Source organism: Sphingobacterium kyonggiense, from assembly GCF_039536825.1.
Classification (GTDB): Bacteria; Bacteroidota; Bacteroidia; order Sphingobacteriales; family Sphingobacteriaceae; genus Sphingobacterium; species Sphingobacterium kyonggiense.
The window spans coordinates 1-25,443 of sequence record NZ_BAAAZI010000012.1 but is presented as its reverse complement, the minus strand read 5'-3'; the positions used below and the strand labels follow the sequence as shown (position 1 = coordinate 25,443).

General features: G+C 38.4%; 17 protein-coding genes. 3 read left to right on the top strand and 14 right to left on the bottom strand.

Annotation, left to right across the window (positions count from 1 at the left end):
* Positions 1-60: 60 nt before the first annotated feature.
* Entirely contained in the window at positions 61-627 is a 567-nt protein-coding gene (locus ABD676_RS14835; protein ID WP_344675516.1) for a hypothetical protein, read from the bottom strand.
* 139 nt (positions 628-766) lie between these two features.
* Between ABD676_RS14835 and ABD676_RS14830 the strand changes: the two genes are divergently transcribed.
* Positions 767-2,371, top strand: coding sequence for a S41 family peptidase (locus tag ABD676_RS14830; protein WP_344675515.1), 1,605 nt, complete (start codon positions 767-769; stop codon positions 2,369-2,371).
* A gap of 5 nt (positions 2,372-2,376) precedes the next feature.
* On the opposite strand, the gene ABD676_RS14825 is transcribed toward ABD676_RS14830, so the two are convergent.
* From ABD676_RS14825 to amaB, 12 genes are all read right to left on the bottom strand, one after another.
* Positions 2,377-3,474, bottom strand: a complete 1,098-nt coding sequence (locus tag ABD676_RS14825; RefSeq protein WP_344675514.1) for an endonuclease/exonuclease/phosphatase family protein — start codon at positions 3,472-3,474, stop codon at positions 2,377-2,379.
* Complete coding sequence (locus ABD676_RS14820) at positions 3,474-4,349, bottom strand: rhomboid family intramembrane serine protease (RefSeq protein ID WP_344675513.1); 876 nt, start codon at positions 4,347-4,349, stop codon at positions 3,474-3,476. Before ABD676_RS14820 ends, ABD676_RS14825 begins: the two co-directional genes overlap by 1 nt.
* A 3-nt stretch (positions 4,350-4,352) precedes the next feature.
* Positions 4,353-5,048: a rhomboid family intramembrane serine protease gene (locus ABD676_RS14815; protein WP_344675512.1), complete on the bottom strand. Its 696-nt coding sequence runs from the start codon at positions 5,046-5,048 to the stop codon at positions 4,353-4,355.
* A gap of 15 nt (positions 5,049-5,063) precedes the next feature.
* Positions 5,064-6,923, bottom strand: a complete 1,860-nt coding sequence (mutL, locus tag ABD676_RS14810; RefSeq protein ID WP_344675511.1) for a DNA mismatch repair endonuclease MutL — start codon at positions 6,921-6,923, stop codon at positions 5,064-5,066.
* Between the two features lie 204 nt (positions 6,924-7,127).
* Positions 7,128-8,306, bottom strand: a complete 1,179-nt coding sequence (locus tag ABD676_RS14805; protein WP_344675510.1) for an endonuclease/exonuclease/phosphatase family protein — start codon at positions 8,304-8,306, stop codon at positions 7,128-7,130.
* A 10-nt stretch (positions 8,307-8,316) separates the two neighbouring features.
* Positions 8,317-9,990 (bottom strand): DUF4998 domain-containing protein, encoded by a 1,674-nt coding sequence (locus ABD676_RS14800; protein WP_344675509.1) that lies wholly within the window; start codon positions 9,988-9,990, stop codon positions 8,317-8,319.
* A 61-nt stretch (positions 9,991-10,051) separates the two neighbouring features.
* Positions 10,052-11,338, bottom strand: a complete 1,287-nt coding sequence (locus ABD676_RS14795) for a DUF4959 domain-containing protein (protein WP_344675508.1) — start codon at positions 11,336-11,338, stop codon at positions 10,052-10,054.
* 53 nt (positions 11,339-11,391) lie between these two features.
* Complete coding sequence (locus ABD676_RS14790; protein WP_344675507.1) at positions 11,392-13,353, bottom strand: RagB/SusD family nutrient uptake outer membrane protein; 1,962 nt, start codon at positions 13,351-13,353, stop codon at positions 11,392-11,394.
* Between the two features lie 10 nt (positions 13,354-13,363).
* Positions 13,364-16,471, bottom strand: a complete 3,108-nt coding sequence (locus ABD676_RS14785; protein WP_344675506.1) for a SusC/RagA family TonB-linked outer membrane protein — start codon at positions 16,469-16,471, stop codon at positions 13,364-13,366.
* A gap of 511 nt (positions 16,472-16,982) precedes the next feature.
* Positions 16,983-18,584, bottom strand: coding sequence for a DUF6377 domain-containing protein (locus ABD676_RS14780; protein WP_344675505.1), 1,602 nt, complete (start codon positions 18,582-18,584; stop codon positions 16,983-16,985).
* 468 nt (positions 18,585-19,052) lie between these two features.
* Positions 19,053-20,357 carry an L-lysine 6-transaminase gene (lat, locus tag ABD676_RS14775; protein ID WP_344675504.1) on the bottom strand — a complete coding sequence of 435 codons (1,305 nt, stop codon included), beginning with the start codon at positions 20,355-20,357 and terminating at the stop codon, positions 19,053-19,055.
* Positions 20,358-20,366: 9 nt separating this feature from the next.
* Positions 20,367-21,896, bottom strand: coding sequence for an L-piperidine-6-carboxylate dehydrogenase (gene amaB / locus ABD676_RS14770; RefSeq protein WP_344675503.1), 1,530 nt, complete (start codon positions 21,894-21,896; stop codon positions 20,367-20,369).
* Between the two features lie 470 nt (positions 21,897-22,366).
* On the opposite strand from amaB, the gene ABD676_RS14765 reads away from it, so the two are divergent.
* The gene (locus ABD676_RS14765) at positions 22,367-23,518 is read left to right on the top strand and encodes an acyl-CoA dehydrogenase family protein (RefSeq protein ID WP_344675502.1); all 1,152 of its coding nucleotides are present in this window, start codon (positions 22,367-22,369) and stop codon (positions 23,516-23,518) included.
* 28 nt (positions 23,519-23,546) lie between these two features.
* Here the strand turns inward: ABD676_RS14765 and ABD676_RS14760 are convergent, their stop codons facing one another.
* Positions 23,547-24,770 carry a hypothetical protein gene (locus ABD676_RS14760; protein ID WP_344675501.1) on the bottom strand — a complete coding sequence of 408 codons (1,224 nt, stop codon included), beginning with the start codon at positions 24,768-24,770 and terminating at the stop codon, positions 23,547-23,549.
* 455 nt (positions 24,771-25,225) lie between these two features.
* On the opposite strand from ABD676_RS14760, the gene ABD676_RS14755 reads away from it, so the two are divergent.
* The coding region (locus tag ABD676_RS14755) for a hypothetical protein (RefSeq protein WP_344675500.1) at positions 25,226-25,443 on the top strand (218 nt) is incomplete at its 3' end.

Here is a 25,443-nt window from a genome sequence, read left to right as displayed (position 1 = left end):
GAGAATTAAGCTAAAATATGCCAATCCTTTATCCCTCAGTTTGTAATAATATACAAGCAATTAGGAGAGCCTACGCTGTATATGTTCTTCGATATGGTGGTATAATTGTTTTGGCTTCAAGGTGCGCCATGGAAAATGATTCAAATACTCCCCAAAATTGATATAATAATCAATATGGTTGTCCTGAAATTCCTTGATCACATGTTCTCTGAAGTTCAATCCTACTATCCAACCATCCCCAATATCTTGAAACCATTCCTCATAATAAGAGTCATCAGAAGCATGAAAATTTAAGATGTTTTCTCCGATCAAGATAAATTTATTGATACCCTCATCAATTATTAAGTCAATTAATTCACGTTTTAGAATCATAATATCGTTGTAGATGGCATCATTCCATTCACCGATGAACTCTATGATGCAATACCCACGATCATAATCTGCATATAATATTTTAAGGTAAAGGGTCTGCGAGCCAAAGTAATCCCATTGCGGGTGCAATAGGAAGTTATAGACCTTTTTATCGTATTCAAACTCATTATAAACTGTCTCATAGAAGGGACTACGCTCATCTTCAGATGCGATATAATAATCCCGCCAATTGTAATAAGGTTCTAATTCATGCATGACAGTGTAAAAATATTGAAAAATTGCTAAAATATAACGTCTAATCAACTATTTTGGACTGTGAATTGTTGGTAAATAAATAAGTTTAAAATTCTTTTAAACAATTTGTTATTCAGTAATTTTGGCCACCAGACCATAGATGCAAAAAGGAAGAAAGAGGAATATTTTTGTTGCGGCAACTTATGCAGCTACCCTTTTATTGGGATTGATCCTTGGACAGAACTACTCTGACCAAACAGGATTCAATACCGGGGGATCCCTCGTGCCTATTGGTCTTTCTGATAATGCCTATAAAATCCAACAAGTAGTGGATCTTATTTCAACCCGCTATGTGGACAGTATCAATATGGATTCTGTACAAAATGGTGCCATAAATCACATCATTTCTCACTTAGATCCCTATTCTGCATTCCTAATGCCTAATGCCTCTAAAACTCAATCAGAAGTGTTGGAAGGTACTTTTGAAGGGATTGGTATGGAGTATTTTAATTTGAACGACACACTGATAGTTGTAGGATTAATTACCAATGGTCCTGCTGATAAGGGTGGATTTAAAATTGGTGATAAGATTCTTCAAATTGGTAATCGTAAGATTTCCGGAAATACCATCTCCAAAGATGAGGTAGAAAAACTAATGCGTGGCAAGCGAGGTACAGCTGTTGAAATGTACGTTGAAAGGGACTCCATGAAACTTTCACTTCCTCTAAAAGCTATTCGTGATCAAATTAGTGTTAGCTCATTGGATGTAGCTTATATGCTTAAACCGACCGTTGGATTTATTCGTATTAGACGCTTTGGCCTAAAAACAGCAGATGAATTTAAAGATGCGGTTGTCGAACTGAAAAAACAAGGGGCTAAGAATCTTATTTTGGATTTACGAGATAATGGTGGTGGTTATTTCCATGTAGCCATTAAATTAGCGAGTGAATTCTTTACCGATCAGCGCTTAGTAGTATTTACGGAAGGTGCTCATGAGGCTAGACAAGATTTCCTTTCAGAACCTAATGGTAATTATGCGCAAGGGAAACTTATTCTTTTGGTCAACGAACGTACAGCTTCAGCTTCAGAGGTGGTAGCAGGTGCGGTACAAGATTGGGATAGGGGAGTTGTTATTGGTCGTCGTACTTATGGAAAGGCTACGGTTCAAGAGCTGTTTAACTTCGCTGACGGATCAACCATTAATCTAAGTATTGCTCGTTATTATACACCATTAGGAAGAAGTATTCAGCGTAAGTACTCGCCTAATTGGTCCAATATGAAAGATTATGCTTCCATGTATCATGGTCTATGGTCTTTGGATACTACTTATGCACATGCCAAGCCGTATCAAACAGGGCTAGGAAAGAAGGTTTATAGTGGAGGAGGGATTATGCCAGATGTGAAGGTTCCGATTGATTCCAACGAGGTAAGTGTGCTCTATCGTGATCTTGTACAGTCCAGTCTTATTGAGCAATTTGTGTACAGTAGATTTGCCCGTAAATTACCTGCTTATTCCATTGAGAATTTCTTACAGGGTTATACTTTGCCTGCAACAGAATACGCCAGCTTTATCCGCTTCTTGGCGAGAAGAGGTTTACAGCTTTCCCCTAGTAAACAAAATGATTTGCATGATCTAATTCAGAGTGATATCGAAGCTTTACTGGGCAGGTATTATTTTGGAAGAGAAGCCTATTTCAAAGTCAAGAATCGGTACGATACTTTTGTGACGAAGGCTTTAGAAGAATTGCAGATTAAAGCGGAATAAGCTGATTACATTAGACTAACATCGGCGAATACTGGGTAATGGTCCGATAACCTGTTCTTTACCACTTTATAGTTGTTTACATTGAAACGCTTATCGCAGAAAATGTAATCGATTTGAAGAATAGGTAACATTTCAAAATGTGTTACTCCCCATCCATTTCCTTTTTCTTGAAACGCATTCTTCATATTCTTAGCTATCAGATTTACCGAGTATGACATGGGTGTGTCGTTGAAATCACCCATAACAATCTTCGGGTAATGCGTCTCTTGCATATGGTCAAACAAGGACTCCGCTTGATTGCTTCTTTGTTCAAATGCCCATTTAAGCTTTCTACCTACTTGTTTGGTTTTCTGCTCTTCATTGCCGGCTGTTCCACTAGGATTCTGAATAAATTCCTTGTCCTCACTTTGTAAACCAAATGAACGTAAATGTACATTGTAAACCCGAATAGTATCCCTTTGTTTAACGATGTCAACATAGACAATACGGTTGATGCCGTATTCATTTTTCTTGATTAAACCGGAATTGATAATAGGGTATTTTGAGAAGATAATCTGGCCATAGGCACTATAATCATTCTGCTGAGAAGGGGCAAAGTAGTAGCTATCAAACTTAGCTTTTTCTTTGACCTTTTCACTGAATTTCTTTTTTCCTCGAATAGTGCTGTTGAATTCCTGTACACAGAGAATATCCGGGTTGGCATCATTAATAATGTCTACAAACTCTTCTTTGGCTGGTTTATCCGATTTCTCAATAGGCTCTAGCATATGCACATTATAGGTCATCACGCGTAGGGCGGAATCACTTTTATCCCTTTCAGCCGATTTAAAAGTGATGTGCTGAGTCATAAGGTTCCATCCTAAAAGAATGGCGATTAATGAGAATAGGGAATATTTTGCCTTGCGAAGCAACCAATACAATACAAAACCTAGATTGATGATGAGTATCGGTAAGTATCCTAAGCCCAAGAATGCCACTGGCCAAAAAGTCTTTGGGTTGATAAAGGAAGCTGAATAACATAGCAGAAGACCTGCGACCGCCAATAGGTTTGCGATCATGATGGTTTTGCTAAAAAAGCCTAAATTCTTCTTGTTAATCAACATTATTCTTGTTCTTCTCTACTTACCTTAAATAGGATCTCTTTCTCCCGTGAAGATAGACTTTCATAGCCACTTTGGGAAATTTTATCCAATATTTCATCAATCACTTCTTGATTGGGTAAGTCCGATTTAAAACTACGATAACTTGGCGTCTTTTGTATGGTATGAACCACACGGAGTTTCTTTTTTATACGTCTTTGGAAGAATCGACTTAAGTCGTTGCCTTCCTGCAATTGACGCATGAATAAAATACCCCAACCGATACTCATTAAATAGACAAGAGCACCAGCACGATTTGCAAAGGCATAAAATACCAAGGTAATACCCAGGATAATGAAAGCTAATGTCTTGAACTTTACTCGTCCAAAAATAAGTAGGCGTAGCTCCATATGAGGGACCAATACCGTCAAACTCGCTACTAATGCTGCTAGTCCAATGGAGTTCGAATAGAGATAGGATTGGGGGCCTTTCGTGAGCCAAGGGATAAAGCCTAAGCCAAGGTACACCAATCCTCCTAAGATAAAACTGCTGATAAATAGAGTGAGAAATTGACGCTTATTGAGGAAACTCAAAAAGATGTTTCCCATCCAATATAACCACAGTGAATCAAATACGATTTGAAATAAACCCGAATAAAGGAATGGAAAAGTTAATAAGGTCCAAGGCTGACTGATGAAGTTATTGAATTGGACAGGTAAGCCAAGATAACTCAGCATCATATCATAAATTGGCGTTTGGACAACCTTGACCTCCACCAATAAATCAGCAACATGAATCAAGATGAAAAGAATAACCTGAATAGAAATAATATAAGGTATGGGAGACCCCGTTCGGTAAGTCGTCCTAAAGAATTCCTTCAAGCCATTTTCTCTTCTCATCTGCTAATGATAATTCGTTCTGCGTATCTTCCAGAGTTTTAATAATATGAATCCGAACAATGCTCCACCTACGTGTGCCAAGTGAGCAATGGATGAACCGCTTTGTGAAAAACCTAGATAAACTTCAATAACAATTAAGATTGGAATAAAGTACTTGGCTTTCACGGGTACTGGGAAAAATATCAGCATTAATTCTGCATTTGGGAATAAATATCCGAATGCTAGAAGTAAACCATAGATTGCCCCGGATGCACCTACCAAAGGCGTGCCATAAATTGACTGCAAGGCTTCAAAATCAACTTGCGATAGTTGATTTATTACATCGTTACCCAACTCATGTAAGGGACGAATCGATCCAGTTAATTGATGAACCTCGATTGCTTGGATGCCATATTGCATCACCAATGCCCCAAATCCACAGATTAAATAGAAGTTTAAGAACCGTTTGGCACCCAAAATTCGCTCAATGGTAGAACCAAACATCACCAAAGCAAACATATTAAAGAAAATGTGCCCAATTCCTCCATGCATAAACATGTAAGTCACCAGCTGCCATATCTGAAAGTTGGGAGAGTCAGGATAAAATACCCCCAGATGTATAATAAGACTTGGCAACAACCAAGAGGCAATAAAAAACAAGATGTTTAGAACCAACAGGTTCTTGGTAACAACAGGTAAATTTCCAAAGAAATTATTCATAGTTCTATATTTTGTTTAAATGCCTCTGCCAAAGCGTTCGGCTAATTCTTGTAAGGTAATGGTAATAATAACAGGTTTCCCGGACAAAGAAATATTTGGTGCTTCACATGCAAATAAACGATCTATTAGATCTTCCATTTCCTCATTGTCCAATTTACTTCCTTGTTTTATGGCTGCATTCTTAGCTAAGCTTTTTGCTAATTTCTCCCGTTTGCTGAGTTTAAGATCACTCTGATTCTTAAAGTCTTCCAGCAACTTCTCAATGATCTGCCCCTCGTTTATTTTCTCTAAATCTGCAGGGATTCCATCGACAATAAAGGTGCTTTTACCAAATGGCCTTAATTGGAATCCTAATGCCTGAATTTCAGGTAAGATATCTTGTACTAAAGCAAAATCTGCAGCCGTTAAATCAATGGTTTGAGGGAATAAACTCTGTTGACTAACACCTTGATTTTGCTGCAATTGTTGTTGAAACTGTTCAAAGAGAATACGCTCATGTGCCGCCTGCTGATCAATCAACATAAAGCCTGAATGTATCTGCGATACGATATAACGATTATGCAACTGAAAAAATTGTTTCTTCGGTTGGTCAGAAGGCTGTATTACCGCACTTTCTTTAGCAGGCTCCTCCGGATGTAAGCTTAATTGCTCCGCTTCCTCCGTTTCGGTGATTTGATATAGGGTATCCCAATTCTGTGGAATGCTGCTCTTCTTTTCCAATTGTTCTGGATAAGTATAGCTGCGAGTAGACTTTGGTCGACCATCATCAAAAGGATTGAAATTCGGATTGAAGTTAATCGTAGGAATCTGAATTTCCTCCAATGGTTTTGGCGTGATCAGATTATTAAAACCCGTCTCTTGCTCAAAGTCTAAAGTAGGCGCGATGTTAAATCGACCTAAACTACGCTTAACTGCTGAACGTAAGATGGCATAAATAGCCTTCTCATCCTCATACTTGATCTCTGTTTTCGTTGGATGGACATTGATATCGATCTTTGATGGATCTATATCAATGAATAATACATACAAAGGATAAGTCTCCGCAGGTAGAATCTCCTCATAGGCATTCATGACAGCATGATTCAAATAGGGATCTTTTATAAAGCGGTTATTTACAAAGAAAAACTGCTCACCTCGAGTCTTTTTTGCAAATTCAGGCTTCCCTATAAATCCTTTGATGTTCAATATGGTAGTTGTCTCTTCTACAGGAACAAGTCTTTGGTTGTAATTGTTTCCAAACAGATGGACAATTCTTTGCTTTAAGGTTTCTTTAGGTAAGTGAAACAATTCATTTCCATCGCTATGTAAGGAAAAGAATATGTTTGGATGTGCTAATGCCACTCGTTGAAATTCATCAATAATGTGACGTAATTCAACCGAATTACTTTTTAAGAAGTTCCTACGAGCTGGAATATTGAAAAAAAGGTTCTTAACAGAAATGCTAGTCCCCGCAGCCACCTGATCAGGGTACTGTTGTATTACTTCTGAACCTTCTATTTCTAACACCGTACCCAACTCATCTTCAATGCGTCTCGTACGAAGTTCTACGTGTGCAATAGCGGCTATAGAAGCCATGGCCTCTCCACGGAATCCCATCGTGCGAATGGCAAATAGATCCTCTGCTTTACGGATCTTTGATGTAGCATGACGCTCAAAACATAAGCGTGCATCTGTAACACTCATCCCACAGCCGTTATCTATCACTTGAATAAGCGATTTCCCGGCATCCTTTATAATAAGCTTTATATGATCTGCTCCTGCATCGATAGCATTCTCCATCAATTCCTTGATCGCCGATGCTGGCCTTTGCACAACCTCACCCGCTGCAATCTGATTGGCCACTGAATCTGGGAGCAACTGAATAATATCCGACATAATTTACAAAGGTACAAATTTGACCTTATTTGCGTGTCCCTTATAACCATACTTTTGTCGCCATTTTTCCATTTCTGTTGTTTCCAAACAAAATAATAACCAAGCTGATTTAAAGAAATTGCTTTACTATTCCTTATAAATTAAAAAGGGTCGCAATCCATAAAAGGATTGCGACCAATACTATTTTTAGACTAGGGTTTGTTTTTATTGGGCTTTAAAGTGCATTAAATATGGGTAATGATCTGAGGCTGTATTGCTATAAGAATCTTGAAGAATTTCTACATAATCACATTGCTTGGCTAATGACTCAGAAAGATAACAATAGTCTAATCGAAACCCTAAGAAATCACTGCTCAAGTAATCTGTCCTTGTTGGAAAACTTGCTTTATAATATTTATTATTTAATTGCGAAATAGCATCCTTAAAAGGGCTATCCTCAAATAGTTTCATTGTTCTGTAATCGAATGGTACTCGACTTGGGCGATATTTCTGCATGCTCCCTAACCAAGATTTGTTACCCAGCATCGCTTCATCAACTGGTGTAATAGAATTGAAATCTCCTGCAATTAAAACTGGAGCATTTTTTTCCAATTCTTTTGCTAAGTCTACAACATAATTCGCCTCTTGGAATACAAGATCATTGCTCTGTGAAGAAAAATGTACTGCTAATATATTCAGATCAAATGTCTCCGCACGTATAAAGCCATGAACTCGATAAGGAGGGTAATTGCTTTTTATCAAAATGCTTTCTGCATCTTTTATTACTTGTTTGGATGTTATGCCTGTTGGATATCCTTCTTCCTTCAATAAATAACTGAAATCATGACCATAAGTCTTGGCAAATTCTTGAAGTTCTTGTTTTTTAAAACCTACGAGTTCCTGAAAGACTATAACATCCGGGTCTAATTTAGTTACCCAATTGCTAAACGCCGTCAAGTTATTAGAAATCTTACCACCAAATCCATCTTTTACATTGTAAGACAAAACTGTTAACCCTGATTTTGGCGTAAGGACAATTGAAATGGTCTGATCCGAAGGCTTCACAATAAGATCCTTGTAAATCGGGTTGTATCCTTTCTTCAAAACAGTAATTCGAATCTCAGTATCCTCAAAAACTCTGTAAGTTAGCTTGCCGGTATTGACTGTTTTTTCTTCTCGAGGTACCAACATATTTACATCCGGTCGGCGTTTCGAAATTATTACTGTAGCATCCCCCGTAAGAACTTCTTGCTTTTCGTTGACTAAATGTATCGCCACCTCAGTAGCTTTTAATAATGAGCTTGGCTTGGTTTCCTCAGGACTCTCTTTACTGCAACTTGTAAATGAAAATACTACACCTGTAATAAACAGAAGGAGAATGCTTAATATGCTTTTGTTTTTCATTACCTTAAATTTAATTTTTTGATAAACGGAAATTGGCAAAGTAATACACAATATCTTTTGCTGGTTTATAACCTCCGGTTATTGCAGGTTCACCACCGATGTTGATCACAATGACACGATTGTGTTTATTCTTCATTAAACTAAGGTCAATTTTCATATCAACCCACTTGCCAAGCTGGCTGTCGGTTAGTTTATTGTCTGTTTTTCCTGGTTGCCATAACTCTTGACCATAGGGACTTTCTGAAGGGAATGCCCACAAACGATTCATAAAACGTGGCCAGATAGCACGGAAATTATCATATACTCCTGGGAAATGACTCTTATCAGGTGCAAACACTTTGAAGTTTAAATAAGGATATAAGTCAGAGTTGAACTGATATTCCAACGGAATCTTAAATATAAATGATGCTGCCCGATCTCTTGGTATAACTTGAATTACATTCTTCAAGTTATTACCAGCAGGATAACTACTCGGATTTTTTACCAAATCGATCTTCCAGTTGGTCGCTTGCAATTGCCCAGTAATCAACGAACTCAAAGGAAGCTCTGGTTCATTTTCTGTGTTTACCAAGGTTACTAAACCAGATTCTATATATGGCTGAATTAAATGGTCAATACCCAAGGAATGCGGAATATACTTTACTTTTTTAACCATTTTGTTCTCCAGTAAATCAACTAAGAACTGCGCATTTACATCTGCCATGTTTCCCGAACGACGAACATATGGTAAAAATGGTCCACCACCTATACTAGCAGAAATGCCATTGTTATTGTAATTAACCGTGGTCATTTCAAAAAGAGTACCTCCAGTAAGATCTATCTCATCTAAGTTGGAGAAGTAAAAAAGATCTTGTAGACTTTGGGTGTGAATTGGAAAAGTAAGCTTTTTGATATTGGCAACCCCAGCAGCATTGAACGTAGTAACGCCATTCTTTCTTAATACATCTGCCTCAGCTGGTAAGAATGTTGTAGATGCAGATGGCATATAAAAACTTACTTCTTGTTTCAGAATAACGGTATCTAAAATTTCTATCCCATTGACCTTAGGTACTACGCGATAATCCACATCTACATTGATCTCATCACCAGTCTTTAAATTACCTGCAAAGATTCTTGGGTTTTCTGCTCGTGTTCCTTCATGTTTTTGTCCTGTCTGATCCACATATGAGAATCTCAAATCACAATAGGTTAACAGAATGGAAGATATATTATTTGCCCAATCCAAAACAGCGGTTGTTGGAGAGGCAAAAATCCTTGGGGATTGTACCGCAATAGTTGTCAATTCCGATTTCGTATATGGTATTAATGCGATCTCCTGCGGAACAGACTTGTTACCAAACTCATCTTGTGTGTAAACTCTGAAGCGATAAAGCTTGGACAATGTCAGGTTCGGGATATTAATCCAAGAAACTACAGAGTCAATTGTTATCCGTTCCTTGTCATATTCGACAATCGTTTTACTAGCTTTTCCTAAGTAAATCTGATTACTAGGAATTCGTCCTGCTTTCATTAGGTCAATCTCTACACGCTCAAAACCAATTTTACCTGATATGGTGTCGAACTTCGCAGGGTAAACCTTTTCCTCTCCGAACTTCTCGATATTATCATACATTCCCTTGTTGCAGGAATTCATGCCTAACAGGATGAGCCAGGCAAGGATGCTTATTATTAAAATATTTTTCATTCCTATATTATTTAGGTGTGCATTATTGGAGTAAACCGTTATTTAGTGCACTTGGCTTTCATTAATTGCTTGCTTTTCTTCCGTATAAAGTGATTTCTGAAAGACCATTAGCGCCTGTTCCTGTATAATTTGATAAAAAGTCAGAAACTGCTTCATATCGGAACCAACGTGTTTTCTTTGTAAATGCGGGATAATCAGGATACATGTAAGCCATATCACCAGCTTCACCTGCTTTTACAACATCCAAATCACTTGGAACTAATGGAATTGGAATGCTATGGAATCCAATCAGAACCCAATCATCAATGTCTTCATCCCAATAATACATGTTATAGGAACCCACATTTTCTGAACGGTAATATTGTCCTCGAATACCTAAAGATGCTGAACCATAACGGCGTTGATGGGTTACAACACGACTTAATTCGTAATAATCTCCCAAGTCAATCATCAAGTTCCAAGGCATGTTGCGATCAGCTAACTTCCCAGTTCTTCCTCGACCACCTGTATGCATGAAATTGAAATCTTCTCCTTTGTTAATAATACCATCAATGGTGTAGCGCGTTCTACCTTCAAAATCATTCCCAAATACCATAGGAACTCCTCCAATGGAATCATTTGGATTCGGCAGTTTCCACATTTTCTTTGGAACCAACTCATCTCTCAATAGGGTTACTTCTCCTTTTTCAATAGGTTCAGTAATGTTGCCATATAGATCCTCAACTCTAACCTTTACTTTTACCTTGTTGGACGCAATATCATTTAAACTGTGGATAAAACGACGATCAGCATCAGCCTTTGAACTGAAAATAGAGGTCACATTACGTTGTCCACTATTATCGGTGAATTCAAAATCTACATATACGTTGATATCCTGTTTAAGTTCATTCTTCCAATCCACAAAGAAAGAACCGAATCCTGGTCTTACTTCCATGGAACGAGCTACTCGTTGGTATGCAGGCTCAAGTGGTTCAATATTTACCGCCAATGGAGTGGATCTATTCCCAGCTCGATCTACAGCATAAACCTGAATCGTATGCATGTCCGTATTTGGTAAACCATATACATCCAAAGAGTCCGTGAAATAGGAAGCATTGAACTTAAAGGTCTTGCCCTGACTGTTTGTATATTCAGCCTCTACTGAAAGTAGATCTTCGTCTTTAGGGATGTTATAAAATAATCTAGCTCCACCATAAAGCGATTTGTAATGTTTTAAGGTGACAGGTCCCGGAGGGGTACTATCTTCAATATTGATGTTATATCGGTCTTTTTCCTTGCAGGAATTCAACATGCCCAAAAGCACGATGAAAACTGCTGGAAACCATAATATATTTGTCTTACGTTTCATTGTTATTCAGATTTATTGGAATGATACATCATTTACTAATGACCTAATTTTGCTTAATTAACCCATCCTGGATTTTGAATAAGCTTACTATTGGTATTGATTTCGTTGAGATCAATTGGCCATAAGTAATCGGTCAAGGTGAATCGTCTTTGCTGTTTAACACTTAATACAAAAAAGGTCTTTGCATCTTTGCCATCTGTATCCCATCCCCAAATAGGTGATGAAAAGGCTTGTGTTGCCCGCTTGGTTCTCCACATATCCCAGAACCTTAATCCTTCAAATGCAAATTCAATAGAACGCTCTTGTAATATAATGTCTCTTAAACCTTCTTTATCGCGGTGTTTGTTTAAGGTTCTTGTCAAACTTGCATTTCCCCAGGATTCTTGTACATCGGGAATCCCTGCACGGCGACGGATTTTGTTTATATCCTCATAAACCTGCTCACTAGGGCCATAATATTCATTTTGGGCTTCGGCACGCATCAGGTACAGATCAGACATACGAATTAATGGTAAAGGATATTTAATTACGCGTTCCCAGTTTCCAGATTGTGATTCCGGATGGGTTAGTTTTTGAACGCCAATTCCAGAAGCCAAGAAATCACTTGGAAAATAAGATGAACTTCTGCCACCATCAGAATTGTAATAAAACTGCGTATTAATTCGCACCCCATGCGCTCGCCAAAAGCCTCCTGTTATTCCCAAATTAGCGTAGAACCTAGGCTCTCGATTCAAGTACAGATTGATGGTTTCAGCACCCGGCTGCATATAGCCCTCAAGTTCTTCATATTCCGAATCATTGACACCAGGAAGACGAACAACATCATGTATACCATTTAAATCATAGGTTAGATCTTCATCGATAGGTAAACCATTTTGCGTGTAATAGCGTTCTGCCATTTGGTAGGATGCACCTAGCCATTGAAAGGATTGTGAACTACTATTGGCAAGACCATCGCCATAACCTATAGGTAGTCGAATGTTCGCAGCAGCACCTAAGCCAGCTGATCGGAAGTTAATGCCTGAGATTCCCCAAATCAGCTCCTTATTCCAAGGGTCTGTAATAACCATTCGCAAATCATATAGGACCTTCATCTTATCAGGGTTCTTACTGAAAGATTCCCTATCATATAGAAATGCCTCTTTTGGATAAGTATACATGCCCATGCCGTTTTGTTCTGCAAGTGCAATTGCTTCATTCAATGCGTCCAAAGCCAACTTCCATTTTTCCTTATCGTAATTCATCGGGAAGAAGGGTTCCCCTTCAGCATTGACAAAATCTCCGAAGAACTCCATATTACCATTGAAGAATGGACTTGCTTGGTAAACGAGAATACGAGCTTTGATGGCTTTGGCAGCAACACGGTCTATTTGTCCCAAATCATTCTCTAATACACGTTCCTTCAAATCAGGCATAGCTTCCTCAATTAGCCCTAGGATAAAATCAAAACTTTCCTTTACGGTTGAACGTGGGATAAATAATTCATCTTTTGTTGACTCTGGATTGGCTGTTTTTTTCATGATAACAATTGGGCCATATTGCTTCACCAATTGGAAAGCATAATAGGCCTTCAAGAATTTTACCTGAGCGGACCATTCTCTTTTTTCTTGATCCGTCATGTCCTTCACATTACCAATGTTTTCCAGAAATATATCTGCTTGACGCATGGCCTCGTACATGGGTTTCCCAGCACCCGTTCCAGACCAATAGCCCAACAAAGGAGATGTTTGAGACTGTAAACCCCGCATGATACGAATCCCACGTAAGTAATTTGAACTGTTGTTTAGATCCAAACGAGCTAACCATTCGTCACCAAGCAACCAAGAACTGTTATGTGTTAGGTCGTCATCAGGGATGTAACTGTAAACTTTCGCAAGAGCATTGTAAGCATCCTGCTTCAGATTAAAAATATTCTCTAATTTCAATGTGTTATCGGGTACTACATCTAAATACTTGGTACATCCCGATATGGATATGGCTATACCGCAAATAGCGGCTAGTATGGCTTTATTCATCGTATTCCTATTAAAAAATTAATTGAAAACCTAAGTTGTATCTTCTATTCGGTGGATATCCTAATCCCTTGCTTCCCATTTCTGGATCCCATAATTTAAAGCTGCTCAACACTAAGACATTTTGGGAGCTTAGGTAAATCCTAGACCCTTTGCGGATACCGAAACGCTCTAAGCCTTTTGGACTATAGCCAAGTTCCACTGACTTCAAGCGAAGGAAGCTGCCATCTCGTAACCACCAACTCGAGTTACGCGTGTTATTTGCAATAGCATTGGTGGATAATCGTGGCCAGAAGGCATGAATGTTAGGATTGGTTTCACTCCAATAATCATTGGCAATAATGGAAAGGGCATTCCGATGATCTACGAAGGGAGCAATCCCTTGATCGCCTGCATTGATAAAAAAGGATGTTCTGGCATTCCCTTGAAAAAAGAAAGAGAAATCTACTGCTTTGTAGCCCATGGATGCTCCAAATCCATATTGAACCTCTGGGACTGTCGGATGACCGATTGGAACATAGTCGTTACTGTTAATAAGCCCATCAGAATTCACATCCATATACTTGATGTCTCCTGCCAGATATTCTCCAAAATCTTGTTTTGGTGAGTTTGCAATCTCATGTTCATCCACAAATAGACGCTCTGCAATCAATCCTCGTGGTTGATTGATGTTTGTTCCAATACGCTTTAGGTATTCATCTGGATAATCTTTCTCATCTAATGCCACATATTTATTCGTAGCATAGGTGAAGTTACCACGTAGAGATAACCAATAGCTAGGGCTGAAGGTCTTGTTGAATTCAACCATACCATCGAAGCCTTGAGAATTTACCTTTCCAACGTTGCCACTGATAGCAGCTTCTAAACCTGCTGTAGACGGAAAATTTTGGCGACTCATGTAGATCTTACTACGATAATCCTTAAAGAAATCTCCTTCGATCTTTAACGCACTATTAAATAATCCCAATTCAAAACCCAGGTTAATCTTTTCCGATTGTTCCCAGGTAATATTCGGGTTGGCATAACGATTTGTCGTATAGCCGCCGTATTCATTGTTAAATGTACTTCCCCAAGTATAGCCAGCACCACCTAAAGAGATATCGGAAAGGTAGAAGAAACGACCTGAGCGTCCCGCAATAGCGTCATTACCAACAATACCCCAAGTACCTCGTAATTTCAACATGTTTACCGCAGGAGCAAATTTCTGCCAGAACTTTTCATTAGAAATCATCCATCCAGCTCCAAATGATGGAAAGAAACCATATCGCTTATTACCCGTGAACTTCTCAGAACCATTAAAACCATAGGCAAATTCCGCAAAGTAGCGTTCATCGAAACTGTATGAAAAACGACCTGAATTCCCCATGTTTCGTTCAGGTAAGGTCTCATAGATGGATGTGCTGTTTCCTGCTGTCAATAACTTCTCCTCCATCATACCTACAGTCATAGCAGAGATGCTATGGTTACCATAGATTTGATCCCAATTGAAACGACCTTCAAAATAAAAGTGTCCATTGGAATTACGACTAGGAATTACATTTCCCAAATAAGGCTTCCCAGAAGTAGGGTTTAAAAGAAATAATTTGTATTCACCGGTTACTTGATTGAAATCGTTGACATCGATATCATAATAATATGGATCATAACTCCTTCTTCCAGCATAACGGCTCCATGTTGTTGCCGAGGCTTTACCTTGAAACTTTAATCCTTTGGTTATAAAGTCCAAATCCTGAGAAAGTGTTGCTTGTGCAATGACATTGTTCTCATTACGGTCTTCATATCCACGCACCATTTCCGCATAAGGGTTTGGCATTAAGCCAGACTCTGTATACTTATTCCCGAACAGTATGTTTTCCGTATAAAGATTGGCTGCATCCGGCTCATAATAGGGTGCGAAATCAACCGGATTAATATTCATAATCATATTGAATATACTGCTGGCCGAATGAAATGGGCCATTGTATTTCTCGTATCGTGCTTGAATTCTTGTGTCTAGTTTGGTCGTTGGTGTCAATTTAAACAATACATTCGTACGAACATTATATCGACCAATATCAATGTTGTTGTTAAAGTTATTCTTGTTGTCTACCCTTAATAACCCCGCTTCTTTATCTGCACCAAATGCCACGTAATAAGTAGCTACCTGTCCACCACCGGAAATATTTAAGTTGACCTTCTTGTTGTCTACTGATTTGTTGAATAGCGTATTGTACCAATCAATGTTGGGATTTATCATCGGGTTTTCACCACGCATGGTTGATTGGATTTTCTGCTCGGAATAGTAAGTTCCCAACATCGGGTCTCTGGTAACTCGTGCTTCATTGTACAATTTCATGTATGAAACACCATCAATCATGTCAATCTCTTGAACAGGAGTGGCAACATGATAGTCTACACGAGCACTCAATTTCACCGGACCTTCCTTACCTGCCTTTGTGGTAACCATTATGATCCCATTCGCTCCACGAGCGCCATATAAAACTGTGGCTGATGCATCTTTTAGGATGGAGAAGGCTTCGATATCATCAGGTTGCAAACGAGCTAGGTTATCGGTGGTTGATTCAAAACCATCAATAAGAATTAAAGGTGATGATTGATAACCGAAAGTTGTTACTCCTCGAATAAAGAATTCCGCATTGTCTGCTCCTGGTTCTCCTGAAGGTGAAAAAGCAATCATCCCAGGTATTCTTCCTGCAAAAGCAGATGTTAGATTGGATGATGGAACTTGTAAATCTTTCGTGTTGACTGTGGTGATAGCACCAACAATGCTCGTTTTTTTCTGCTTACCAAAAGCAACCACAGTTACCTCTTCAATTGCCGAATCATCCTCTGATAGAAGGATTTCTAATACAAGTCGGTCCTTAACTGCTTCAACATGAGTTTTATAACCCATGAAACTAAATATTAAAGAGTCTTTAGTAACACTTTGGATGCTAAATCCACCATTTTCATCCGTCCCTACAGTTGTCCCCTTGAGTTTTGAGCGAACGCTTACGCCAGATAGGGTCTCACCAGTCTTTAAATCTTTTACAATTCCAGAGAGCGTTTTATCCTGCCCAAAAACTGAACTTGTAAAGAAAAGTGCAATAAGAACCCCTAATACAAAGTAATGTATTTTCATAGTTAATAATTAATCAAATTTTGTACATCAAGGATGGTTAGTCCCTGCTCTTTTTAATCGAATGCTATTATCCCTGCTTTATCCCCGACTAGTTATAGTGCTTGGATCTGGAAGGATAATTTCTACGATTGGTTTGGTCTGTGTTACCTTTCCGTTGGAGAAAAGGTGTTACTGCATTTTTAAGTTTTTTCATGATTGTTTTAGTTCGTAAAGTTGATTTCAACAAATTTCATGAATTAAGTTTTAACTAAACCCTTTTGATACGTTGGTCTTAAAAAAATCAAAATAAGGTCTGGTATTAAAGTGTTGATAAATAGCTTTTTATAAAAATATTTAACAGTGAAAATCAAACTTTTTTAAACTAAGCTTCAACAGGGATTATTAAGATTATTCTTGCTTATTTTAGAAAATTTGAACTAACAAAGGATACTTCAAAGTAGCTTAACTTTAAGTTTATTTAAAGGTAATATTGAAGGATAGAGTGCTATGGAAGGAATAGAAATTTTAGCTGTTAATCTTCCAAAAGTTGAAATGCTTGATTCTTTCTATAATCTCGAATAGTGTCTTCGAATGTTTCAGGGTCGAATGATTTGTTCTTTATTTTTGAACGATAGGTATAAATGGTACTGATAGAGCAGCGTAGAAATCTTGCGATTTTATGGCTATCACAAATGCCTAATCTTATTAAGGCATATATTCGCAATTCGGTGTTAAGCAATTCATTCTTTTTTAGTATTTGCTGATCAGTAGGAGGGAAGAGGTTGTTGAATTCCTCCACGAAATCAGGGAATAGCTTTAGAAATGTCTCATCAAAATTCTGTAGAAAGTCCTTTTGCTCCGAATCGATATAACTTTTGGAATTCAGTTCTTTTTGTAATTTTTCATACTTGCCAATTTTGAGTAATCGGCGTAGTTTATTTCGGTAATCATCTAATTTATCTATATTATCAGAACACAGGTCAATAAACTTACTCAAGTAGGTTTCTTTAATGATACCTGTAGAAACCAATTCATTATTCAGAAAGACAAGTTGACTATTCGCTAGATGTAATTTCGCATTGGAATAATTTAACGATTGGCTAACTTGATTCAACTCTTTGTTTATAGATTTTAAATCTATTAAGCTTTTACTTAATTGGTTTTTAGTTTTTCTGATTTTTCGATATTGTAAACCAATCCCAACCAATAAACTGGAACAGAGAAAGAAACCAAGTAAGATAACATTCCTTTGGTTTATTAGCCTTTCATTATAAGAGTCATATATCTTCGGAAGGACTTGAGTAATGGCTTGAAACCAACGAAAAGCACCACAATAGATGGCATCTTCTAATGATATCTCAATAAATTTATACGCAGTTTCTGTATCTCCTTGTTCATGTAATAGAATAGCCAATTTCCATAAGGAAACATAGGATTTTACGGAATGCTCTATATCCGTTATGGCAGAAATAGAAAGATGAAGCATTTCAGACTCCAGATCTCCTTTCAACCTGTATAGGTCGGCCATATAAAATGCTACATTGGCTAGATCTCGGTCAGAGGAATTCATCCGATCACAAACCGGCTTGAGAATTTCTAGCGCTTCATCCAATTTTCCTGAAGCTTTCAACTGATTAGAAAGATGAATAGATGACCAAATGGATCCTTTAGATGCATACTTGGTCAGAGAATCAAGATTTGATTGGATATGTACTTTATATTGCTGTTGTTGCTGATTACTATTTACCTGTACATTCAAACTTTTATATAAATCCAAATGTGTCGTATAATAAAGTTCTTTTAAGTGGTCTGGGATTGCAATATTAGGTTCAAATTTCTGTTCCAAAAGAACCTCACATTCCTTGTACATGCCAAGTAGGGTATAGGATTTGGCTGTGTAAAGTGTAGATTCGATTCTCTTTTCTAAATCTCCTACCAATGGACCTTCGGTCAATTGACGCATGTTCTCTGCATAATATAGCGCACTGTCTATTTGCAGGTCGATATACATATCAAATAAATCTTTTGATAGCTGATATTCTTTCGTCGCACTCTTCGTACTATTCAAACTTCTTTTAGCCAAATCAATACGCTGAAGCTTTTCCCTTAAGTAATAGTCTCTTTTGGCCACCATGGTTTTCAACTCTCGAAATGAACTTTCAAAAGATTCCCGAGATTGGGCATAGCTGATAATGGAAAAGCAACTTATTAAGATTGCTAGAATTAAAGGTTTGATAAGCTTATAGGTTGCCTATAACGAGAATCTCGCTATAGAAATTCATAATTAGATTTAATGCCAATATACTGAATTCAGTAGACAAATGCTCTTAATTCCCCAATATTGTTGTAAAATCCCCTTCATATGCTGGACGAAATTATAAGTTGGAGATTAAGGAAACATCACCCTCATATTATGGATGTATTAAATTAGGCTACGCTTAAACGGTTTATCTAGAATGGGTAAAATCATACCCGAACTGATTTTATTGCAAAGTTTTGTAATCATTATTTTGCAATAAAAAAGAACGCTGAAATATTGTCCATAAAAAAAACCGCACTTAAAATTCTCTAAGTGCGGCCAATGATTTATATTCTCGTTCCTTTATACGGTGACTTTTTGATCGACTAGTTCCCCAATCAACTCAATAGCTTTATCCAAATCTTCCTTCGTAACAGTCAGATGCGGTCTGAAGCGAATACTACAATCACCACAACCTAAAATAAGCATTTGCTTATTCATGGCATCCTGAACAAACTTATCACGAATCTCTTTGCTTGGAAGGTCAAAGGCACATAGTAAACCTTTTCCACGAACCGCAGTGATCATATCATGCTTCTCTGCCAAATCAGAAAGTCTTTTCTGCAAGTACTCACCTAGAGTAGCTGCTTTCTCCACCAAATTCTCTTTTTCAATAATCTCTAAGATCAAACGGAAGCGAACCATGTCCACCAAGTTACCTCCAAAAGTAGAGTTAATACGGCTGGATTCTTTGAATACATGGTGCTCCACGCGATCAAATTTCTCCTTACTTGCTAGAATACCACATACCTGAGTCTTTTTACCAAAAGAAATAACATCAGGGATAATTCCGTAATGCTCATAGCACCACATTTTTCCGGTCATGGCAATACCTGTCTGAACCTCATCCAAAACCAAAATGATATCATTTCGATCACAAATATCACGCAATGCTTGAAAGAACTCTTTGCGGAAATGATTATCTCCACCTTCAGCCTGTATAGGCTCTAAAATTAAACAAGCAATATCATTCGGATTAGCTGCTATAGCAGCCTCGATTTCCGCCAAAGCCTTTTTCTCAACCTCAATCGTGTCATTAATGGATTCCTCCGTTAATGGAAAACTTAATTTCGGATTGGTAATTCTTGGCCAGTTGAACTTAGGAAAGTATTGATATTTCCTTGGGTCACTTGTATTTGTCAAGGATAAAGTATATCCCGTTCTACCATGGAAAGCCTGTTTAAAATGGATTACCTGACTTGCTTCTGTAGAAATCCCCTTCGATTGATTAAGTCTTGTCTTCCAGTCGAAGGCTGCTTTCAATGCATTTTCCACTGCTAATCCACCACCATCGATGAAAAAGCAATAACCCAATTCCGAAGGAATAGCTACGCGTTCAAAGGTGTCAACAAAGTCGGCATACTCTTTTGGGTAGATGTCGGACAGGGCAAGCTTATTGATGGCAGAATCTTTCAAAGCTTCTGCATTGGCAACAATGTGCGGGTGATTGTACCCCACTGGCGAAGATGCGAACATGCTGAACATATCCAAATATTCTTTGCCGTCGACATCGACAATATAGGACCCATGTGATTTTTCTAGGTCTATCACAACTGGCAACCCATCGGCCAGTATATGTTTTGCTAAACGTTGATGTGTTTCTCTCATATTTACTGTTTATAAATCAAATTTGATACCTTGTGCTAAAGGTAAATTACTGGTATAATTGATTGTGTTTGTTTGTCTTCGCATATAAACTTTCCAAGCGTCAGATCCAGATTCTCTTCCTCCTCCAGTCTCTTTCTCCCCACCAAATGCTCCGCCGATCTCTGCTCCAGATGTTCCAATGTTTACATTGGCAATACCACAGTCTGAACCGTTCTGACTCAAGAATAATTCTGCCTCACGTAAATTGTTGGTCATAATCGCCGATGATAATCCTTGACGAACGCCATTCTGTAAACTAATAGCCTCCGAAACCTCACCGCTGTATTTAATTAAGTATAAAATAGGAGCAAAGGTCTCGTGCTGAACAATCTCATAATGATTTTCAACCTCCGCAATAACCGGTGTTACATAACATCCGCTTTCATAGCCTTTTCCTTTTAATACTTCGCCTTTAGTTAGTAGTTTACCTCCCTCAGCTTTTATCTTGTCCAATGCAGATAGGTACATGTTAACTGCATCCGTATCAATCAAAGGACCCATATGATTGTTGCTATCCAACGGATCACCAATCTTAATTTGTTTGTAGGCATCTACCAATGCTTTTTTCACTTGATCGTAAATGCTATCATGAATGATTAATCGACGCGTACTGGTACAGCGCTGACCGGCTGTTCCTACAGCGCCAAACACAGCACCAATGATGGTCATCTTTAAATCAGAACTTGGCGTAACGATAATAGCGTTGTTTCCTCCTAATTCCAATAGGGATTTCCCTAGACGTTTTGCCACTGTTGCAGCAACGATTTTACCCATTCGGGTAGACCCTGTTGCAGATATCAATGGAATACGCTCATCTTCCGACATCCATGCACCCACTTCTGCTCCTCCACTGATAATCGAAGAGATCCCCTCAGGCAATTTATTCGCCTTTAGGATATCAGCAAGAATTTTCTGACATGCCACAGCGCATAACGGCGTTTTTTCACTGCCTTTCCAAACAATGACATCACCACAAACCAAAGCTAATGCGGCATTCCAAGACCAAACAGCAACCGGAAAATTGAAAGCACTGATGATCCCTACTATGCCCAATGGATGGTATTGATCGTACATTCGGTGACCTGGACGCTCGGAATGAATGGTATTTCCGTACAATTGTCTCGATAAACCTACCGCAAAATCGCAAATGTCAATCATCTCCTGAACTTCACCCATACCTTCTTGATAGGACTTACCCATCTCATAGGAAACTAATTTCCCTAATACAGGCTTTAATTCGCGAAGTTTATCACCCAATTGACGAACGACCTCTCCACGCTTGGGTGCAGGAATATCACGCCATATTAATTCAGCCTTTTCAGCTGCTTCTATAACTTTATCATACTCTTTTCGAGTTGTACATTGAACCTTAGCAATCAGTTTCCCGTTCGTAGGTGAACTCGAACTGATGATATCTCCTTTTGCAAACCATTTGCTGCCAGTAGATGTGCCTAAGTTTTCTGCCTCGATTCCAAGTGCTTGTAATTCTTTTGATGTCATGCTGTGGTTTATATTATTCGAAATTTTAATAAATATAGAGAATATATTTTGTTATTCAATACGTTTTACTGAATATAATATCTTTTCATGCCAAAATTTGTTACTTAAGAATCGAATCTAACGAATTCTCCTTGATTTTGCCCCGTACCCCAATATCTTTTGATAAATATTTAACAATCAATATGATGTGCGATTCCAACATCTTTTTCTGGCTAAATAACACCTGTTTTAAAAAATGATCTTCATTACTCTCTAGGATTTTTTAAGCAAAATCAGCTTTTATACTCTAAACATTCCCTAATTTTAGTTGGCAACTAATACGTTGAAGTAAATAAATAGATGAAATAAACATCCTATATATATAAGAATACAGCAACACATAAAAAACAAACTAAAAATTAAAGATTATAGATCGGAAAATGGAATCTTAAATCTGTTGTCTGAAATCTATCGTCTTAACACTAATTCAAATGGACTACTACCAAATCGAAGAATTGCTTAATCCGGAGCATCTATTAATTCGTGATAGCATACGCGAATTTGTTAAATCGGATATAAAACCTATAATAGATCAATATGCCCAAGAGCATAAGGAAATTCCCCAATTGATGAAAAAATTGGGAGGTATTGGTGCTTTAGGACCTTTTATCCCGGAGGAATATGGAGGGGCTGGTCTCGATCAAATGGCTTATGGGTTAATCATGCAAGAGTTGGAGTATGGAGATTCGGCTATACGGTCTGCGGCATCCGTGCAATCCTCCCTCGTGATGTTCCCCATTTTTACCTTTGGTTCTGAAGAACAGAAAAAACGTTTCCTACCACAGTTGGCTACAGGAGACCTTATTGGTGCATTCGGACTTACGGAGCCCAATCATGGTTCTGATCCAGGGGGAATGGAGACTAAGTTGATTGCTGATGGCGATGGTTACCGACTTTCTGGTGCTAAAATGTGGATTACCAATGCCCCGATATGTGATATTGCTGTGGTTTGGGCAAGAGATGAAGAAGGAAAAGTACGTGGGGTAATCGCAGATCGTGCTATGGAAGGCTTTACTACGCCAGAGACATTGCACAAATGGTCTCTTCGTGCTTCTAAAACCGGAGAACTGGTATTTGACCAAGTCTTTATCCCTAAAGAAAATGTACTTCCTTTGGTTAATAGCATGAAAGGTCCACTTTCCTGTCTGAATTCGGCTCGATATGGCATTTCTTGGGGAGCCATTGGTGCGGCAATTGATTGCTATGAAACAGCGCTACAATACGCTAAAGAACGGGAACAATTTGGCAAACCTATTGCTTCCTTTCAATTACAACAGAAAAAACTGGCCGAAATGGCAACTGAAATTACCAAAGCGCAATTGTTATCCTGGCGATTAGCCACCTTAAAGGAACAAAACCGAGCAACTCCAGCGCAAATCTCCATGGCCAAAAGAAACAATGTACATATGGCATTGCAAGTAGCTCGCGAAGCTAGGCAAGTTTTGGGTGCTATGGGTATTGTTGGCGATTTCCCAATTATGAGGCACATGATGAACCTGGAATCTGTGATTACTTATGAAGGAACACATGATGTACACCTCTTAATAACAGGTCAGGACATTACAGGAATCAATGCTTTCTAAATGGAGTACCAATAAGGACAGTATTATATTAATGGGAGAGTAGCTTGCTCTCCATTTCTTGGTAACGAGTCAAGCGGATGCTCTTCTCGCCTTCGCTTGACTTTTCCGTCCATATCATATCGCCATTTTTCTCTTTTTGATAATATAGATCCAATCCCTTTTCGCCACTTTTGGTTATAATCTTTAGATGCTTCTTGCTCGTGTCTATTATCGCAGAATATTCTACCATAGTCCCATCATCATATTTTATTTTCATGAGATCCTTGTTGAAAAAATAGATGTACTTCCAACGAGAGGGTATACCAAGTTGCTTGGCCTCATCTAGCTGATCTTTACCAACAAAGTATGCCCCATACAATTCAAATTTCTTGTCCTGGAATTGGTTTAGCCATTTGATTGTCTGCTCATTTATTTGGTAATGTCTTCCGATGCTTCCTACTATCAATATATACTTCGCTACGATAAGTAGGATTATTAAATACCTCTTATATATAGGAGGGCTTGGCATAGGAACCAATTGGCTCGCTTCTCCTTTAAAGAATATCTTCCATAATCGGATAATATTTGGAAGCAAGAGATAAAGCGATAAGAACATCAATCCCCCTGAAATGATTTTTACAGGGATGTCATAACAGATGTTTAAAATAAATATATTTATAGAGACTGCAAAGCTTATCAACGCACCTAAAGTGGCTGTTTTTCGAAACAAAAGCAAAATAGCCAAGCATTCCGCTATTCCTAAGAACAGATTGTACCCCGTGGAGTAGCCAAAAAATGACCATGCTAATCCCATTGGCGTAAAATCGCCCAAGGGTTTCGTCAATTCAACCATAGATGGTGTAGGAAACTGTGTCTTGATGACTTTTACCAAGCCATAGGTAAAGAGCATTAATCCGATGTAATACCGAATGAATGTTGTTAACAAATACTGCGCTTTTGGGAATACTTGCCTTTTGCGATCGAATAAAGCCCAGATTATGGTACCCAATACGGCTCCAATGCTGATTAGTCCTAAAACCTGCAGGTCTACTTTCCATACACCCCAGACTATTTCTTGGCCAAGGTTGTCAGGATTTAAGTCTAATATGATATAACATAGTTTCTTGAAAAATCTGCTAACGTATTGGAGGGGAATAAAAGCCCCATTATTAAACGCAAGGATATATTGTAGGATCAGCAGAAAACTAAATCGAAACAGAATTGGATTTTTTGGGAATGTGTAAGCAGTACTTGTCAATTTCGCTTTTTCCATAATAAGATTTCTTGGCTCTTCTAAAGTTAATGGAAAATTAATTGGTTGTTCTTCTTATCTGAAAGCTTTAAGATTAATTAACATCTTATATTATTTTCTCAGCCCTCAATTCTTGCTTTATGAAATTTTTGCGATAAGCTCTTATGCCTCTCCGAATTTAGATTGATTATGCTCTCTTATATTATTTATAATAGTATAGATAATATAATGACCCCAGTATAATTCATATCCAACCCCTAATTTCCCCCGTTTTCCTTCGAAACTCCCAAGGAATTTCCTCGGATCTGATAGGGATCTCCTTCGGATCTCGTTCGCTTCTAACCGAACGAGATCCGAAGGAGTTCCGAACGAGTTCCGAAGGAGATCCGAAGGAGTATCGAACAGAACCCCTCGGAATCCGCCCAGAAGCACATTCCCGATAGGACTGTGACAGAAAGCAATCAGGAGTAAGGATAATGGATATTCCCTTCCCTGCAAAAGCTGCCCCAGGACAGGCTTCCGACCATATTGCGGCATATCCTGCACATTTTCGGTCCATCTGGATAAAATTATCTCCCAATAGTCTAGCGAGTTACGGCGTTACCGAGAAAAATGTTCACACTGGGGCTTGGAAATACGGTTCCAAAGTCCCTATCTTTGCACCACTCCGCAAGGGAGGGACGGCCATACGGCC

What these genes read in the sequence shown, in the direction of transcription:
- lat (WP_344675504.1), bottom strand. Translation starts at nt 20,357, where the DNA reads ATGAGAGAAACACATCAACGTTTAGCAAAACATATACTGGCCGATGGG.
- ABD676_RS14820 (WP_344675513.1), bottom strand. Translation starts at nt 4,349, where the DNA reads ATGAGAAGAGAAAATGGCTTGAAGGAATTCTTTAGGACGACTTACCGA.
- ABD676_RS14835 (WP_344675516.1), bottom strand. Translation starts at nt 627, where the DNA reads ATGCATGAATTAGAACCTTATTACAATTGGCGGGATTATTATATCGCA.
- ABD676_RS14760 (WP_344675501.1), bottom strand. Translation starts at nt 24,770, where the DNA reads ATGGAAAAAGCGAAATTGACAAGTACTGCTTACACATTCCCAAAAAAT.
- ABD676_RS14830 (WP_344675515.1), top strand. Translation starts at nt 767, where the DNA reads ATGCAAAAAGGAAGAAAGAGGAATATTTTTGTTGCGGCAACTTATGCA.
- mutL (WP_344675511.1), bottom strand. Translation starts at nt 6,923, where the DNA reads ATGTCGGATATTATTCAGTTGCTCCCAGATTCAGTGGCCAATCAGATT.
- ABD676_RS14790 (WP_344675507.1), bottom strand. Translation starts at nt 13,353, where the DNA reads ATGAATAAAGCCATACTAGCCGCTATTTGCGGTATAGCCATATCCATA.
- ABD676_RS14825 (WP_344675514.1), bottom strand. Translation starts at nt 3,474, where the DNA reads ATGTTGATTAACAAGAAGAATTTAGGCTTTTTTAGCAAAACCATCATG.
- amaB (WP_344675503.1), bottom strand. Translation starts at nt 21,896, where the DNA reads ATGACATCAAAAGAATTACAAGCACTTGGAATCGAGGCAGAAAACTTA.
- ABD676_RS14805 (WP_344675510.1), bottom strand. Translation starts at nt 8,306, where the DNA reads ATGAAAAACAAAAGCATATTAAGCATTCTCCTTCTGTTTATTACAGGT.
- ABD676_RS14800 (WP_344675509.1), bottom strand. Translation starts at nt 9,990, where the DNA reads ATGAAAAATATTTTAATAATAAGCATCCTTGCCTGGCTCATCCTGTTA.
- ABD676_RS14785 (WP_344675506.1), bottom strand. Translation starts at nt 16,471, where the DNA reads ATGAAAATACATTACTTTGTATTAGGGGTTCTTATTGCACTTTTCTTT.
- ABD676_RS14815 (WP_344675512.1), bottom strand. Translation starts at nt 5,048, where the DNA reads ATGAATAATTTCTTTGGAAATTTACCTGTTGTTACCAAGAACCTGTTG.
- ABD676_RS14780 (WP_344675505.1), bottom strand. Translation starts at nt 18,584, where the DNA reads ATGGTGGCCAAAAGAGACTATTACTTAAGGGAAAAGCTTCAGCGTATT.
- ABD676_RS14795 (WP_344675508.1), bottom strand. Translation starts at nt 11,338, where the DNA reads ATGAAACGTAAGACAAATATATTATGGTTTCCAGCAGTTTTCATCGTG.
- ABD676_RS14765 (WP_344675502.1), top strand. Translation starts at nt 22,367, where the DNA reads ATGGACTACTACCAAATCGAAGAATTGCTTAATCCGGAGCATCTATTA.